Origin of the sequence: Paenarthrobacter sp. NPDC089714, assembly GCF_044748905.1 — a bacterium.
Lineage (GTDB): Bacteria > Actinomycetota > Actinomycetes > Actinomycetales > Micrococcaceae > Arthrobacter.
Map to the genome: position 1 here is coordinate 44,940 of NZ_JBIVGX010000006.1, position 16,124 is coordinate 61,063.

Below are 16,124 nucleotides of genomic sequence, written 5' to 3' on the forward strand. Positions count from 1 at the left end.
CCCCGACCATGCGCTGCAGGCTCAGGTGCGCTGGCAGCGTCAACGAATTGAACGCACTCGCAGCGCGTTCCGCCGGCGATTGTTTTGCGACATATGTGTTGTTGTCCATAAGCATCCCGCCGACGCGCTTACCTATGGCTCGTAGAAAGCTCAACCTTATGGTGCTACTTGAGCCTGCTGCGAGCCCTCAAAATCTATTGAACGCCTCGGCTCTGGACATGTCCAGAGTCTAAGGGGATGGCTCGTTAGCAGTGGCACGAGAAGACCGATGGGACTGCGAAGCCTCTTCTCGAGGCACCGGACACCGGAATCCATTACCCCGTTCCCCGCTGCAGCCACCACGCCGACCGAGCCGCTCCACCGTGCGCGGCCCGAGCCGAGTTCCTGCAGGCCGCAAGCGAGGCAGGGATGAACCAGCTTCATGCGTGAGGCCGGGACGGCAGACGCTGGCAGGAGGACAAGCACACCTATAAGAACCAGGCCCGGGGGCCGGGCGCCCGTTCTGGACCCGGACGACGTCGAACTCCCGCCGCAGCTCCACGCCACCTGACCACCCACGGGCGGCGTGGAGGACGGGTTGTGCCCACTGTGGACAGATGCCCTCCGCACAGCTCAAAGCTGGGCGGCTTCTTGCTGCGCCGGAACGCGGTATCTACGCAGGGGCTGCTAGATTCCAGCAGCTGATGGCCGGCCTCTACCGCTCCCCCATCCCGCCGCAGCTCTGGGACAGGATCCGGGACGAATTCAGCCTCCCCAACCCGGACCAAGTCCGGGACCGCCTCGCCGCGGCGTTCCCGGATCCCGATACCGTGATGCGGCAGCTCATCCGGGTGTTCATCCTCGACCAGGGAACCTACTGCCCAGGGTTCCAGTTCCACCCGGACCTGATCAAGGGCGTGGCCAAGATCTCTCGTTGCTCATGCGCCGGGTGGTGTTCTGGACAGTGCATTGCTAGTGATAGGGGACCGCCCTTCAGCTGTTCACTCACGTCGACTAGGTCTTCATCATCTGGTGTTACTGGCAGTCTTAGTATATGAATCTAAACGAGCGCATCACGAAGAAGCTCGACGCAGGTATTGACGCTGACGTATTCGAGCGGTGCGCCGTGGCGCTGATGGCGAACCACTACGAGAACGTTGTTGGTATTGAAGGCGGAAGTGATGGAGGTCGCGACGGCGACATCATTGCTCCCATTGCTGACGATCCCAACTCTCGCGGGAGGATCCTGGTAACAACGGGCGACTCCCTCAGTAACCTCAAAAGCAGCCATAAAACGTGGAAAAAATTCTGGAATGCGGGCGAAACGTTCCGGGTAGACCAGCTGGTAATGATTACCTCTAGGAGCCTTTCGGACACGAGGCGACGCACCATCGAGACCTACTGCAGAACCAACAACCTCCCGGTTCCGCACATATATGCAAGGCAGTGGCTAGTCGATTCCCTGCGCCGCGACCCGGATTTACGCGTTGAGTTGACTGGGATCAAAGGTCGTCTTGAAGCGCTGACGATGAAGGCACCGGAGCCTTCATCAGCGTTTACCGACCTGTATGGACGGGATGAGGAGCTCGACCATCTGCGCGCCGCTGTAACGCTGATGACCGATGTCCTATTTGTGGGCATTCCCGGAGTTGGCAAGAGTCGTCTACTAACCGAGTTGGAAGGCAGTGCGCACTTCATTGACCGCCTTGCCCGGGATCACCTTGCCGACGACCTGTTCGCCATAGAACCAACGACCGTCGTGCTAGATGATGCCCACCTTAACCAAGAGCTCCTTGAGCAGCTGGTCAGCCTTCGCAGCAAGGAACAATTCAGCTTCACCATCGTCGCCGCGACGTGGCCAGGATCCGAAGCACCCGTCGAGGCTCTGCTTAACAAGCCAACGCGGGTCGAGGTAGACCGGCTAGCACGAGCAGCACTCGACCAGATGATCCAAGAGCTCGGAATTACCGGCGTCCGGGCGCGTTCACTGGTACTCGAACAGTCCGACGGCCGACCGGGCTGGGGAGCAATACTCTCTCGTTTGGTCATCAATGGGGCCGGCGACGACCTCGCAACCGGTCAATCGCTTATCGACCAGGTGGCCGGCCTCACTACCGCCATTGCAGGCAGCGCCGCACTTAACGACGCGTTGGCCTGCATTGCCGTACTCGATCCAGCCTCCCTGGAGGACATCGAAATAATCGCCAGCCATGCTGGCGTCCCGTACGCGGACTTGATTGCCTGGCTGGAGGTCACCGCTCAGGGAGGTCTGGTGGAGCGAACAAGTGGCAAGTGGTCTGTACTCGCTCCACTCCGCTCACTGATCGCCGCAGCAACCTTTTTCGGGGAAAGGAAGCGGAGGAGTTGGGCTTCGTTCACCGCGAAGTTTCCCCATGACGAACGACTCGACCGCGCTGTTCTTAAACTTGCTAACGACGTCCGAGATACAGGCGTTCGGGCTCTGGCGAAGACTTGGTTTGAAAACGTATCGACAATGGAAATGGACGAAATCCCACTTGATTTAGTCCATATCTACAGCGGCATTGACGAGACTTCAGCTGACCGCGCCGCCATCCTCGCGCGCGCTATCCTTGACACACCTAGGAAGCCTATGACCCTGTACGGCGGTGTCACGTACGACCCTCTTGGCGATTCTGCGCAAAAGATTCTCCGTAGTGCTTTCCGCCGTGCTTGCTCTCGCCAGGCCACTCACGGGCTTCTGGACCTCGCAATCACCGACGAGCGGCCCCGGCATCAGCATCCCGACCACCCGATGCGCGTGATCCAGGACATGGCGCACTACCTCGACCCCGACCTAGGGCCCGTGGACACCCTTCGCGACCAAATTTTGAAATACACGCTTGAGTGGTTCGATGAAGATCCTGACGCTGCTCGGTGGCAGGTGCTAGCAGAGGTCACACATTACGTTTTCGACCCCCGTGTTGAGGGTAACTGGAGTGATCCCAGCAGCCATCTTAACTTCACCATGTCGCAGGGCGTAATGGCGTCGGAGGCAATGGGGTCACTCCTCGGGCTTTGGGACACGATCGATTTCAGAGTTCAGGGGGAGGCAGGTTCAAGCATCACCTATCACGCAGTGGCACAACTCTGTGAAGTCTTTGATTCGTGGTCCGCGATCGCCGTTGGGGTCACCAACAATGGGGTCGCCGCCTCCACACAACACAAGGCTGTAGGAGCGAGGGGAGCCGATCTGGTGCTCAGCACCCTGGCGTTGCTGGCAAAACGCTTCACTGCGGTGCCGATTCGGGTCAACAAACAGCTCGCCCGTGTCTCCATGTGGAACGGCGGCCCTACAACGTTGGCGGAGCTCCAAGTCGATGACGATCGCCTCGCCCGCTTCATTGGAGTACGGGAGCCCGATGACGATATCGAAGTTTGGATGGCCGACCGTCGCGAGCAGTGGACGTCCCTTGCCTGTGAGCTGGACAAGCTAACTGCCGCAGAAGGCGTCACTGAGTACAACAGGCTTGTGGCCGAGGCCTCAGTTCTTGATGGCAACCATGAGGGCGCTTCCTTCGGAGGTACGCTCGCCGAGCATGTGACCAACCCTTCCACTTGGCTGGAAGCGGCTATTAGGGCAGTCGCCCGTCCCCTCGTTGCGCCGTTGATGACCAAGGCACGCGCAGATGGCGCTGATATCGATGATTTGGTTATTTCGGCAGTTGAAGTCCCTGAGCTGCGACCCGAGGTTCTGCGCGCAATCATGCACGAAGACGGCGAGCTGGATGATCTGGCCCACACTATTCTCGACGGTCTGACCGACGACGACGTACTGCCTATTGGCGACCTGTGGATCCATGAATCGTTGACCCCAATCCTGCGTGCGTTGCTCGTCCACCCATGCGTGTCAGTGCGAGCCCTCGCTGCCGTCACTTTCCGGGAGGGAGCACGAGGTCGCGGGCCGGCATTGCCTGAGGAACTCAGGCCAGCATGGCGGACAGCATTGGTCGGAGCAACTCCCGACCAGCTGCCACATCACTCGAAATGGCGCCTCGGTGAGATACTCAAGCACTCTGTTACCACCGATCCCGAGCTCTGCGCTGAGTGGTTCATCTCAAACGCCAAAACGCCTGGGTTCTCCTCTCTGGCGCGCCGACTAGTGCGGTCGTTCCCTAATGTGCTCAGGAACCTCCCTGAGGCTCAAAAACGGCAGGTCGTCACGACCCTTGGTGCCGAGACACTAATCCAGAGTGGCTACGCAGGAGACGTGCTCGGTACCCACGCAAAGCTTGCCAGTGATCTGCTGGCTGAAGGTGTTGTAGATGGAGAGGTTCTTCTCAGATCGCTGTCGGGCTATCGCGACCACACCGTAGAGGCCCTCGCGCCGGCTCTCTTAACTGCACAAATTGCTCCACAACGCATCGTCGATGAGGCACTCGGAAACCGCAGCTGGAGCGGTGACGAGTCGAATGCGATTCTCAGTGATCTCGAGTTCTTCGCAAAGCTAAACAAACGACAGCCCGAGCTTGGCGAAGTTTGTACCCTGGCAGCTGAAGAACTAGGTAGACAGCTTGAGGCCACACGGGCCCGGGAGAAGCGGGATGGACGCGATGGCTGGTAGAGAACCTGGAGGCAGGGTTTTTGGACTGCCCCACCCAACGGCACAGCGGCTTCTTCTGCATTTCTTGCCAGTCAGACACCTCACTCACGCAGTTCGGCGATTTCGCATGATGCGGCAACAAGGGAATCCGGCTCGTAGGAGAAGCAGCGACCACGTCTAGATCCGTTCCTCAGGCCGCCAACCAGATAGATACTTATCGGCGAGCTGAAGAATGGGTTCGTCACCCAGCGTGTTCCTTATGTTCGCAACAGCTCTCCTGATCGCTGCTTCCGTACCAAAGACCTCGACGAGGGGGTCCCACGCGAGGCTATCCTCGCGTTTGACCTGCCGTGAATCTTCGAATTGCGAACGTGCCGTCAACTTGGCAGCCCTGATCACAGATCGTGCGAGCACCGGGTCCGTCTTATTCGAGAGCGGCGGTTTCCCAGTCGACAGTCTGACTGCGTTGTAGATACTCCATGCGTCCCACTCACGGGAGGGTGCGACTGGGGGTGTTCTTTGCAGCCGCGCGACGAAGTCAGCTTCGATTGTCTGCGCAAACTTTTCGCTGACCAATTTGTGTCCGACGCCTTCCCGGTGGCCGACGCTGTCAATGAGATCGAGCTGCGCGGAATAGGTCTCGGTTCCGGCGAGGATATCGGTGACGAGCTTTTCGCGTTCGGCCTGGTCGTCGACACGGCGAAGGAGACGGAGGACCACTCGGCGGACGGTAACCTCGGGCCGGCCAAAATCGAAGAATCCCCGGTTCTTGTTTTCTGGGATCGCGTCAATGAGGTTCAGGAGTGTGATCGACCCCGGAACAACCATGTCAGTGCTGAACTTCGCTTCGTATGCCGTGAGTCCCTCCAGCACAGTCTCAAGCTGATTTGGATCCAACCCTGTGAGGTACGTCCTTAACGGGGATTCGTCGTTGAGCAGGGCGAACGCGCGCTCTGAGCTCCTGAACGCCACTAGTTCGTCAGGGGCAACTCGGTCGAAGTAGAGGTTGAGGAAATCGATGTGAGCGAGACGATGAGCGGTTCGCCACGTACCGAGCCAATCGGAACCGTAGTGGTTGTTTTCCACGTACTTTAGCGCGACAGGAAAGATCCTTTTGAAGAGCGCCCTGATCAGTTCTGAGTCGTCGGCAAACCTTTCGAAGAGCGAGTCGATGGACTTCTGCGCGCGGTCGCCGTTGCGCCGTCCGGTGTCGCTTGTTCGCGTAAGCTCCTTCCGCAGACTGGACAGATGCTGCGTGAGTTCGGGACGGAAAACTCGTAAGGCTTCCATAGCCAGCAGATCAACGAGGTCAATCTCCTTGCCGAGGCTTTTGATCGTTGCTCTTGAGGAAATCGCATATCGCGTGACATCTCGCATGTTTGAGAACAACGGATCGATAACTTCCCAGTAGACGTCGCTCCATCGGCTTTCATCGAGCACCGCGTCAGCCACCGGCGCCAGAACGCGATTGAGCTCGTCGACTACCTGGGATCTAAGCAACTTGGCAGGGGCCGCCGGCACGTCGAAGCTCAGCTGCACAATCTTCTCGAGATAGGCCCGCCCCGGGACGCCGTCCTCGGTGAGAGCCTGCTCTACACGTTCGCGATCGAATGCCAACACGTAGACGACGTTAGGAAAGCTGGCTGTTAGACGTACCAGCTTGAAGATTTCGCGTATCTCACCAGTCGTAAGGCGGTCGATGTCATCGATGACGACCACCACTGGCTGCTTAAGACCCCGTAGCTCGGCAGTAATCTCTTCTCGAAGCTTCGTGGCGCTCCGATCTGCGTGGGTGGTGCCCGACAGTCCGGAGAGTGCCGCCGCGGCCGCCTCTCCAACCGCCGCGGCCCCGGCCACCGGAATGAACTGCGAGACCGGTTTAAGGATTCCGGCGTATTGGGCGAGCCAGTCCGCGGTCTTACCGAAGCGACTCTTGTTGCTGATGTTGAGGCCAGCCCCGATTTCGGTTAGGAAGAAACTGACGAGCTGATCTGAGCCTGAGAACATCCACGGGTTGAAGTCAACAACCGTCAGCGTCGGTTCTTCTGCAAACTGTTCGCGCATTAGATTAATGAACGAGCTCTTGCCATGACCCCACGGTCCTAAGACGCCTATAACGAGTCCCTCACTAGCATCCAGCTCACGGATACAATCAGCGAAATGATGGGCAACGGGTGCCCGCCCCAGGTCATCATCCGCAGACGAGGTGATTGGGGCATCAATCGGAGGCTTTCCTTGAAGATGTTCGTCCATGTTCATCTGTACCTATCCATCCCGATCGAGAACCATGCCGTCCAATCAGTCCGCGCACCCATGGTCATTATGACCACGGGGTCTCAACGTTTTGGGGCCTGATCCGAAAGTACCCTATGGAGAATCTCTCCGCGGGCATCCTAAGCAGACGGCTGGCACGCTTCGACGCTGCCCCGCAACGGCTGCTCTTTTCCTTACCTGAGTATGGCAACGTTGACGGCGGGCAGGGACATTCACCGATAAAGGGCTCTTTTTCCGATACGCTTTCGCCAAACTAGAGGACTCCTGGAAGGGTAGGCAGTGGCGGAAAACAAGCGAATCACCCCGCTGAATTTCGAGATCGACGAGGTCGGACTCTCGGTGCTGGGCTGGGAAATCTCCAACTTTCAGGCACGCCTAGTCAAGGAGGACTACGGCCCTAGACAGGTGTTCTACCGAGTTGCAGCGTCGGCCCAAGTACACTTCCATGCTAACGATTGGCAAGTCCGCTACGATGCGACAAATCTCTCCGAGAGCGACTACCTGCCGTCGATCGTGTGGCAGCTACGGTCACGCTCGCGCGGGGCCCTCATGTCCTATCAGGAGGTGATCCTCCCGCTGAAGAAGAGGGAGCTTCGCGTACCGAAAATGGTTTCTGCCTCCATGGAGCTTTGGCAAGGCAAGGGCAAGGGGGACCCCGAAGACCTTTATGTATGGATCGGGGGCGTCGACTGGGAAGAGATAGATGGCTGGCACTCCAGGCCATCTTTCAATTGGCGTGACATGCCGTGCGAAGTCGTCGACTACACAACCCTGCGAGGGGTCACTATGGACGTGAAGGAACACTCCGCATTAGTGCGGGATGGCAAGAGACTCGAAGTTTCGGTGCGGGCCATCCATTCGCTGGGCAGCGCAGAAGACCTTTTTGCGGCATACAAAGACTCTGAGGAATTTTACGGCGATTCGGATGCAAGACTGGACCAATACGGAGACTTTGTGGCCCAAGCTCCCGATGTATTCGTGGACGTCTTTGACGCCACAGGCTTCCTTCTAGACCAGCGAGAGACCTCGAACTACAGGTGGGTTACAGTCGGCAATGGCGGTGCGGTCCCTAAACGCAACCCCTCATTCATACAGGTCGTCAGCTTCGATCTCCAAGACTTTTCAGGTGATCCTGCTCGTGTCGTGATTCGCATCCAGGATGCTGTGACGTGAACCCAGTCGTTAGTGCAGCCAGAGCCCTGCGCGCCCAGCTGATTCAGGAACATGCCTTAGCCCCTGGGCTGTTCCATGAGATGGCACGGATCGAGTCCCTCTTGGCTGAGACCTACCGCACCAGAGTGTTGTACGAACTCCTGCAGAATTCGGACGATGCGGGTTCCACAACCGTCGTAGCCGACATGAGCGATCCGACACGTCTGGCGTGGCGCAACAACGGGAGAGCATTCAACGAGAGGGACATCGAGGCGTTATGCCGTAGTGCCACTTCGAGCAAGAAGCGGGACCACAATACGATCGGCTACCGAGGCATCGGCTTCAAAGCTGTCGCTGCCCTCTCAGAAGAGGTAAGTGTTACTTCAGTCGGCGTTAGGCTCATCTTCAACCGTGAGGCTGCGGCTTCAGCGCTCCAAACGCCAGTCGAATCCGTGCCGCTACTCCGCGTCCCCGCCTCTGTCATGGAGACTGAGCCCGAGGCGGGCGCACAGTTCACGCTGAATCTCATCCCTGGCCAACGCGACCAGCTTGTGCTCGACCCAGTTGCAATGCTGTTCCTGCGCAACGTCACCGACCTGACCATCCTCCGGCCAGGCGGCCAACGGAAGATCCGCTGCATTCGTTCCACCAACCATGTCACACTGGAGATTGACGGACGCCTCGCCGAATTCGAGCGCTCTGCAGAGGGCGACTCCATCCTCCTGGTCCCGCTGAACCCCCATGCCGAGTCGATCACCGGACGACATGGCCGGCTATGTTGCTTTCTCCCGCTCGAAGATGAACTTTCACTGCCAATCGTGGCTTCCGGGCACCTTCTCACCGAACCTTCTCGAACGCATGCTATAGCGTGTGACGACAGCACCAGTACAGTGATCGCGACAATCGGAAAGCTTCTCGCCCAGATCCTCGCAGACCCGTCAAACCCCGTTTGCGATCGGCTCTGGTCGCTAATCCTGTCCGGCGAAGACCTGCGTACGGTAGTCATGGCCGATAAATCAACTCCATCCGGCATGCTGCTCAAAGCCATGAAGTCAGCATTCGCGACGATCAGTTGGCCCTTCGCGTTCTCCGAGGTCCCGCTTGAGTCCTCTGACGTGCCCCGGATCTTCCCTCAAGGCGCGCCAGTGTCCATCTACAGACAAGACGCTTCGTCTCAGGCTCGAGCGCTACGCACTATCTTCGACGCGCCTACCCTGCGGGCTAAGGAGATCGCTGAGAAGGTTGAGCCACACTCATTGTCCGGCGAGACGCGGGCTGCTCTCACCAAGCATCTCGTCGATTTGGCTCGAGTTGAGGGGCGTCCTTTGACCGTCAGGGAACAGCTTTTTGCTGGGCAGTCAGCAGCGCCATCGCAATCCAACAACCAGGCCCCTTCGACTGCGACAAACAGCACGCCACTCGTCCCATCCGAGGTCAGCTTCGGGGGCGCGCTCACTCGATGGCGTGCCGCAGAGATAGCCGCGATGGAACATCTCAACGCCCGTGGATGGAGCCTTCAGGATGTCAGTCGCCAGAACGTCGGGTATGACCTAGCAGGCACCAACGCTGACGGCGCAGATGTCCACATCGAGGTCAAGAAAGTCGAAGGCAAGGACGCACGCTTCGCACTGACCAACAATGAAATGGCCGTAATGGTCGGCGCATCCCCTCGCTATCTTCTGGCACTGGTCATCGGTGATGGATCATCCGCACAACTAGCGCTCCTCGATCCGATCCGTGACATGGTACCCAGAGAACGCGTATGCCGCCGCTGGGAGTGGGAGTACAGCGACTGGAGTCGGTACGTTGAGATCGTCCACTAGATGCTGCTGCTCACGACGTTCGTGAAAGGGTCAAGCCCCAGTTCCTTTAGTTGGGAGACAAGTCAGTTGAAGGTATCAGCGCGGATAACGACTAGGCCGGCCAACGATGTTGTGTCGAGTCCGACAGGTGAATGTCCGTTGAGAACGTTGAGAACGTACCCTGGCGGTGTTCGACGCAACCCCCGCAATATTTGGGGAAAGTAGGGCGCGGAAAGGTGTCCCCGGTCGAGCGGCAGGGACTCAAACACGAAATCCTCACTGATCTGATCGGTCAGGGTCTTTTCCATAAGATCGAATTGCCAGGATCGCCTCTCCCTCGCCTTGGACACTAGTTGTTTTGCCACAGCTTGGGGCACACCGGCCGCTTCGGTGGTCATGAATTCCGCCAGCTCCGGCGTTAGTCCGAAAGTCCATTTTTGTGCATGAGGCGTTTCGGTGTCCGCTTGTGGATCTGCGATGCTCTCCAGCGGGATGGACTGCTTATAGGCAACTGTGGGCCCTACTCCTATGCCGTCGGCCAACACTACGGGTAGAACGAAACCGACTTACGGATGCAACGGTCGCACTGCTCGTAGTCGGAAGGGTGATCCTTCACACCGCATTCAACAGGCTTCCTGTAGTTTGGGGGGCCAAGATAAAGCGCATAGCTCGGCGCTACTTTGAGGGCATCCGCCGTCGCGTGTAGATCTTGCCACTGCTTCCCGGACTTATACCCAAAGTCGATGGTCCATTGTTCCTTGTCTTTCTTGAGTCGCTTAGCTTGCACAATCATGCCGAAGGAAGTGCCATCCTGACCAACCCACCACCATAACCAGTCAGCCCCTACACCCGCTCCACCGTCGTTCAATCGCTTATCACCCCCCTCTTGATTCCTGGTGAAAGGAACGACGTGCACAAGCGGATGGACCTCTACGAGCATGACATTGGCAGTGGTTTCCTCATCCCAGCCCAAACCCGAACGCTCACCATTAACCATGTACTGATACGCGGCAGTTCGTGCTTGCTCCAGGACTTGCTGGAGCGTTGGGCTGGAGTCAGTCATCTTGTAATGATGACAGGTACGCTGGCGAGGATGCTGTCCCGGTTCCTTAGAAGTGGAAAACACCAGGTCGGGCCACTCCCCACACCCGGATCCGCATAACTTCGAGGAAATTTTTGTACCGGATGTAATACCAAAACCCGGGAGAACGAGGACCGTCACAGAAGCAACTTCCGGTTCGGTGCACGCATGGATATCGGATACGCCCGGGTCTCCAGGGCCAGACAGGAGCTGGCCGGCAGCTCGATGCCCTTGCATCCGCCGGCATCACCAAAGTGTTCGCGGACAAAAAGGGAGCGGAGCCACTACGGACCGGCCGGGCTCCACTCTGCACTCGAGCACGCTTCGGACGGCGACGTGATCGTCGTCCACACCATGGACAGCCTTGGCCGCACCGTCAGGGACACCCTGAACCTGATGCGCGAGCTCGAAGGGTGTGGCGTCGGTGTCCGAACCCTGGCCGATACCCTGCGCATCGGCATCTCGAACGCTGACAGCCCCATGGCGCAGCTCGTTGTCGGCATGCTGGCGCTTTTCGCCGAGATGGAACGCACCTACGCGGCCGAACGGGCAGTTCACGCCCCCGCCGTGGCCACAGCCAACGGCCGCCGAACCGGCCGGCCTCCCGTGGTGGACGCCGCCAAGCTCGAACACGCGTTTCTGCTGCGTGAGAAGGGTGCGCCCATGCGCGAGATCGTCGCAAAGACCGGCCTTGCGCGAACCACCCTGTACCGATACCTGCCGCCCCGCTCCCCCGCCCACAACACGGGCTTGTGAAGTCCCGACGGAAAGACCTGGTGCCTCATGCCGGGCACGACGTCGTGGGCCAATAGGCTTAAGCGATCAGGCAACAGCCTGCTGTGCCACTAACGAACATTGGACCCGACGGCCATCAGATCCATGTCCTGAGCGGTGCGCTCATTGGCGCGTTAAGAGGGGCTATAGAACCTCAAACGCCACACTTTGAGACGACGGTCCCTAGAACAGTCCCATGGTCCCACCTGGCAAAGTCGGAAGACTCAAGGAGCCTGCGGGGAAACGTGCGGCTTGATCACGTCGTCATGTCTGATTCCGATGGCTCCGAAATGAACTGTCGCGGCCAACAAAACGAAGGCGGACTACATGGACATGGAATTCTTCGAACCAGCGGAAGCTGCCGCACTTATGCGCTGCAGTGAGGGATGGCTCCGGGACGGCGCTGCGGCCGGCCGGTTCCCCCATGCGTGCTGGGGCAAGGGCAAGATCGTGTTTACATCAGAGCACATCGCAGAAATAGCCAGGCTCAGCGAGATCCCGCCTACCTCTCAACCGGCGCCAGCGGCCAGCGGCACCAATCCCACCAGCACCAGGCTTATCGGAACTAGGGCACGCAACCGCCTAGTCTCCTAGGGCCAAGGAGAAGCTTCACCGCATAAACGCCGCGACCTGGCGCTCCATCGCATCCGCACCAACCTGCAATGCCTCAGGCATGAGGTGTCCGTAGACCTGCTCCGTTGTCTTGATAGAAGCGTGCCCCAACCGCCGCGAGATCGTAAAGATCGGCACCCCATCCTGGATCAGCCACGACGCGTGCGTGTGCCGAAGGTCGTGAATACGTGGATCCTTCCGGAGCCCACGAAGCTGGGCAGCCTTCACTGCCGGCACCCAGTAGTGGTGCCAGTACAGCTTGTGCACGATCCGCTCCCCCTTGGGCGTGCAGAAGAGCAGATCCTTGCTTGGACGCCCAGCAACCAACGGAACCAACAGATCCACCAGCGCAGGATTCAGCCCGATCGTTCGCTTCCCAGCTCCAGTCTTCGTGGGCCCAATGTAGAACTGATTCTGACCATCACGCTTCCACGCCTTGTTGATGCGAGCCGTAGCCGGCTTCCCCAGCGAATCAATGTCAGCGACAGTCAGCGCCGTCGCTTCCCCAAACCGCGTCCCGGTCATCACGAGGAAGTTCGTGAAATCCCGGTACCGCTCCCCCATACCGTCCATGATCAGGCCGAACTCGGCGTGGGTGAGGAACATCATCTCGTCCTCAGCTTTCTCGACGCTCGGCAACTGGACTCCCCTGCACGGATTCCGGGTGATGTAGCCGAGCATCTCTGCTGTGCTCATCGCAGCGGAGATGAGCCCATGCACGTTCTTGATCGTCTTCGGCGAGCGTCCTTTGGCAACCATCGACTTCACCCAGTAGGCAATCATGCGGTAGTCCAGCTTGTCGACGGGGACGTGGCCGATGACGAGTTTCACATGGAGATCCAGCATGGTCTGGTAAGTCTTCACAGTGCCGCTGGACGGCCGAACCAGGAGGTCAATGTGCTCCTGGATAACGTCGGCAACGGTCGGCACGCGCTTCGAATTGTCGAGGAGTGCCTGCTGCGCAATTTCGAAGGATTGGCCGTTCGCATCGAGCAACCGCTTCAGGGTTTCGGCCTCGTGCTCGGAGTCGACAGTGATGCCCTGTTGCTTCCGGATTTTGGGGTCACGCCAGACCACCATGAACGACGATGAGCCGTCTTTTCTGACGCGTTTCCGGATACTAGCCACATGAAAATGCTAGTTCCGTGTCAACAGATTTGGGGGTTTTGTCAACAGTCAGGGGCCATATAGGCCCCTGACCTGCGACAACACAGTGCCCGAGGTGGGACTCGAACCCACACACCTTTCGATACCGCATTTTGAGTGCGGCGCGTCTGCCAATTCCGCCACTCGGGCGCGGAGATACCGGGTGGAAAGCAGCTACATTTCTGTGAGCAACGCGATCCGTTCCCAGCACGCGAAACTACTCTACATGCAGATAGGCTGTTTCAAAGAACCGGGCGCGCCGGGTGCAACAAAACCTGCCCCGGAAGCGTCCACACTAAGATGGACTTGAACCCGCCGAACCTTTGCAAGGAGATCCCGTGACCGAACAGACGGAGTCCGCCCCCACAGCCCAGCCGGCCCGACGCGTTGTCGTCGCCGAGGATGAGACCCTCATCCGCCTGGACATTATCGAGATCCTGAAGGGTGAGGGTTACGACGTCGTCGGCGAGGCAGATAACGGCGAAAAGGCTGTTGAACTGGCCGAAGAACTGAAGCCCGATCTTGTCCTGATGGACGTCAAGATGCCCGTAATGGATGGCATCTCCGCAGCCGAAAAGATCGTGAAGGCACGCATCGCACCGGTTGTGCTCCTCACGGCTTTCAGCCAAAAGGAACTCGTCGAGCGTGCCCGCGACGCCGGCGCCATGGCCTACGTCGTCAAGCCCTTCACCCCGGCTGACCTCGTCCCCGCCATCGAGATCGCCCTCTCCCGCCACGAGGAGATCAAGGCCCTTGAGAACGAGGTTTCGGACCTGCAGGAGCAGTTCGCCACCCGCAAGCTCGTGGAGCGCGCCAAGAGCCTCCTGACCACCAAGATGGGCCTGACGGAACCCGAGGCGTTCCGCTGGATCCAGAAGACCTCCATGGACCGCCGCCTCAGCATGCGTGAGGTCGCTGAGACCATCATTAACCAGGTCAACTAGCACCAAGCCAACGAAGGGCGGCTTCCGATTCGGAAGCCGCCCTTCTGCGTTCAAAAACCACGACGCCGGCAATCACCCCGGCGACCGTCGCGCCTCCGGAAGCAAAACCACGACGCCGGCAATCGCCGCTGCGCCGCACTCACCGGGGCGCAGCACACCAAACCCGACCACCCGCCGTCGTGCCGAACGGACGTCGTGCTTAAAACGAAAAGCAGGCCCCGCCACCCGGCGGGACCTGCCCATCGAAAGAACGAAGACTACGCCTTCGCCTTGGACTTCTTTTCTGGCCAAGGACCAACCGGTTCCTTGCGTGAGGAATCCACGGCCGAGGTATCGGCGAGGTCGCCTACCTTGTGGACCTTGAGCGAGTTGGTGGATCCGGCCTGTCCTGGAGGGGAACCGGCTGCGATGACCACCAGGTCGCCTTCCTCAACGAGCTTCATGTCCAGCAGGCTCTTGTCCACCTGGGCGGTCATCTCGTCGGTGTGTCCCACCATGGAGACCAGCACCGGACGGATGCCCCAGGTCAGTGCCAGCTGGTTCCACACGTGCTCAACCGGAGTGAACGCGAAAACCGGCTTGACCGGACGCAGGCGGGACAGGCGGCGGGCCGAGTCGCCGGACTGCGTGAACGCACAGATGTACTTGGCGTCCAACTGGTCGGCGATTTCCACAGCGGCACGGGTGATCGCGCCACCGCGGGTGCGGGGCTTGGTGCCCAGCGGAGGTACGCGCTCCAGGCCGTGCTCCTCGGTGGATTCGATGATCCGGGCCATGGTCTTGACGGTTTCGATCGGGTACTGCCCCACCGAGGTTTCACCGGACAGCATCACAGCGTCGGCGCCGTCGAGCACTGCGTTGGCGCAGTCGGAAGCCTCTGCACGCGTCGGACGCGGGTTGTCGATCATGGATTCCAGGACCTGGGTGGCCACGATGACCGGCTTCGCCCAGCGGCGCGCCAGTTCAATGGCACGCTTCTGGACGATCGGCACCTCTTCAAGCGGCAGTTCAACACCGAGGTCGCCACGGGCAACCATGATGGCATCAAACGCGTCGATGATTTCGTGGAGCTGGTCCACGGCCTGCGGCTTTTCGATCTTGGCGATGACGGGTACGCGGCGGCCTTCTTCGTCCATGATTTCGTGGACGCGCTTGATGTCGGCAGCGTCGCGGACGAAGGAGAGGGCAACCAGGTCAACGCCGCGCTTGAGGGCCCAACGGAGGTCGTCCTCATCCTTTTCACTCAGGGCGGGGACGTTGACGGCAACACCGGGGAGGTTGATGCCCTTGTTGTTGGAGACCTTGCCGCCAACGGTAACGGTGGCAACAACTTTGACGTCGTCAACTTCAATGGCGCGCAGGGCAACCTTGCCGTCGTCGATGAGCAAAGCGTCGCCAACGTTGACGTCCTCGGTGAGGCTCTTCAGCGTGGTGGAGCAGATGTCCTTGGTTCCGGGGACGTCTTCGGTGGTGATGGTGAAGGTGTCGCCAACAGCCAGCTCGTGCGGTCCGTCAACAAAGCGGCCCAGACGGATCTTGGGCCCCTGGAGATCGGCCATGATGGCCACCGGCTTCTGCAACTGGGCGGAAGCCTTGCGGACGTTTTCGTAGGTGTTGTCGTGCACGGAGTAATCGCCGTGGCTCATGTTCATACGCGCAACGTCGACGCCGGCCTCCAGCACCGCGAGGGTGTTGTCATAGCTGGAGATAGCCGGGCCGAAAGTTGCCACAATTTTCGCGCGTCTCATATACCTACCCTAAGTAGTGTTCTGCTGATTGAGTAAAAGAACATTCCTGCC

The 16,124-nt window shown here is 59.3% G+C and carries 10 protein-coding genes and 1 tRNA gene; 5 read left to right on the top strand and 6 right to left on the bottom strand.

Annotated elements, in window-relative coordinates:
- Nucleotides 1-1,033 precede the first annotated feature (1,033 nt).
- Nucleotides 1,034-4,561, top strand: a complete 3,528-nt coding sequence (locus ACIPY3_RS12325) for an ATP-binding protein (RefSeq protein ID WP_400334442.1) — start codon at nt 1,034-1,036, stop codon at nt 4,559-4,561.
- A gap of 156 nt (nt 4,562-4,717) precedes the next feature.
- Here ACIPY3_RS12325 and ACIPY3_RS12330 read toward each other — a convergent pair whose 3' ends face one another.
- Nucleotides 4,718-6,799: a P-loop NTPase fold protein gene (locus tag ACIPY3_RS12330; RefSeq protein ID WP_400334444.1), complete on the bottom strand. Its 2,082-nt coding sequence runs from the start codon at nt 6,797-6,799 to the stop codon at nt 4,718-4,720.
- A 294-nt stretch (nt 6,800-7,093) separates the two neighbouring features.
- Here ACIPY3_RS12330 and ACIPY3_RS12335 point away from each other — a divergent pair, with 294 nt between their 5' ends.
- The gene (locus ACIPY3_RS12335) at nt 7,094-7,987 is read left to right on the top strand and encodes a hypothetical protein (RefSeq protein WP_400334446.1); all 894 of its coding nucleotides are present in this window, start codon (nt 7,094-7,096) and stop codon (nt 7,985-7,987) included.
- Entirely contained in the window at nt 7,984-9,789 is a 1,806-nt protein-coding gene (locus ACIPY3_RS12340; RefSeq protein ID WP_400334448.1) for a sacsin N-terminal ATP-binding-like domain-containing protein, read from the top strand. Before ACIPY3_RS12335 ends, ACIPY3_RS12340 begins: the two co-directional genes overlap by 4 nt.
- Nucleotides 9,790-9,851: 62 nt before the next feature.
- On the opposite strand, the gene ACIPY3_RS12345 is transcribed toward ACIPY3_RS12340, so the two are convergent.
- Nucleotides 9,852-10,166, bottom strand: a complete 315-nt coding sequence (locus ACIPY3_RS12345; RefSeq protein ID WP_400334450.1) for a hypothetical protein — start codon at nt 10,164-10,166, stop codon at nt 9,852-9,854.
- Between the two features lie 146 nt (nt 10,167-10,312).
- On the bottom strand, nt 10,313-10,831 hold the full coding sequence (locus tag ACIPY3_RS12350) for a hypothetical protein (RefSeq protein WP_400334451.1): 519 nt from the start codon (nt 10,829-10,831) through the stop codon (nt 10,313-10,315).
- Between the two features lie 186 nt (nt 10,832-11,017).
- Between ACIPY3_RS12350 and ACIPY3_RS12355 the strand changes: the two genes are divergently transcribed.
- Nucleotides 11,018-11,605, top strand: a complete 588-nt coding sequence (locus ACIPY3_RS12355; protein ID WP_400334452.1) for a recombinase family protein — start codon at nt 11,018-11,020, stop codon at nt 11,603-11,605.
- Nucleotides 11,606-12,232: 627 nt separating this feature from the next.
- Here ACIPY3_RS12355 and ACIPY3_RS12360 read toward each other — a convergent pair.
- Both ACIPY3_RS12360 and ACIPY3_RS12365 read right to left on the bottom strand, forming a co-directional pair.
- A complete protein-coding gene (locus ACIPY3_RS12360) occupies nt 12,233-13,315 on the bottom strand; it encodes a tyrosine-type recombinase/integrase (protein ID WP_400334454.1) in 1,083 nt (360 codons plus the stop codon).
- Nucleotides 13,316-13,449: 134 nt separating this feature from the next.
- Nucleotides 13,450-13,531 (bottom strand) — tRNA-Leu (locus ACIPY3_RS12365).
- Nucleotides 13,532-13,719: 188 nt separating this feature from the next.
- Between ACIPY3_RS12365 and ACIPY3_RS12370 the strand changes: the two genes are divergently transcribed.
- Nucleotides 13,720-14,325: an ANTAR domain-containing response regulator gene (locus tag ACIPY3_RS12370; RefSeq protein WP_400334456.1), complete on the top strand. Its 606-nt coding sequence runs from the start codon at nt 13,720-13,722 to the stop codon at nt 14,323-14,325.
- A 257-nt stretch (nt 14,326-14,582) separates the two neighbouring features.
- Here the strand turns inward: ACIPY3_RS12370 and pyk are convergent, their stop codons facing one another.
- Nucleotides 14,583-16,073, bottom strand: coding sequence for a pyruvate kinase (pyk, locus tag ACIPY3_RS12375; RefSeq protein ID WP_400334458.1), 1,491 nt, complete (start codon nt 16,071-16,073; stop codon nt 14,583-14,585).
- Nucleotides 16,074-16,124 lie beyond the last annotated feature (51 nt).

Excerpts from the sequence above, each read along its gene's own strand:
- ACIPY3_RS12355 (WP_400334452.1), top strand. The coding sequence starts at position 11,018 with ATGGATATCGGATACGCCCGGGTCTCCAGGGCCAGACAGGAGCTGGCC.
- ACIPY3_RS12360 (WP_400334454.1), bottom strand. The coding sequence starts at position 13,315 with ATGGTGGTCTGGCGTGACCCCAAAATCCGGAAGCAACAGGGCATCACT.
- pyk (WP_400334458.1), bottom strand. The coding sequence starts at position 16,073 with ATGAGACGCGCGAAAATTGTGGCAACTTTCGGCCCGGCTATCTCCAGC.
- ACIPY3_RS12330 (WP_400334444.1), bottom strand. The coding sequence starts at position 6,799 with ATGAACATGGACGAACATCTTCAAGGAAAGCCTCCGATTGATGCCCCA.
- ACIPY3_RS12350 (WP_400334451.1), bottom strand. The coding sequence starts at position 10,831 with ATGACTGACTCCAGCCCAACGCTCCAGCAAGTCCTGGAGCAAGCACGA.
- ACIPY3_RS12345 (WP_400334450.1), bottom strand. The coding sequence starts at position 10,166 with ATGACCACCGAAGCGGCCGGTGTGCCCCAAGCTGTGGCAAAACAACTA.
- ACIPY3_RS12325 (WP_400334442.1), top strand. The coding sequence starts at position 1,034 with ATGAATCTAAACGAGCGCATCACGAAGAAGCTCGACGCAGGTATTGAC.